This window comes from Neisseria sp. HMSC065C04 (genome assembly GCF_001815375.1).
Lineage (GTDB): Bacteria > Pseudomonadota > Gammaproteobacteria > Burkholderiales > Neisseriaceae > Neisseria > Neisseria flavescens_D.
The window spans coordinates 14494-14719 of sequence record NZ_KV820408.1; positions in this window are offsets into that span (position 1 = coordinate 14494).

Sequence of the window (226 nt, forward strand, 5' to 3'; positions counted from 1 at the left end):
TAGCTCCCTTTCTCATTTCGCAGTGCTACAATTTTCACTACACTCAACCCGCCAGCCCGTCTGTTGTAGCTCCCTTTCTCATTTCGCAGTGCTACAATATCAAGCCATGTTTTATTTGGAAGCTGTCTGTTGTAGCTCCCTTTCTCATTTCGCAGTGCTACAATATGACACAGGTGGTTATAACTTTTGTCAGTGTTGTAGCTCCCTTTCTCATTTCGCAGTGCTA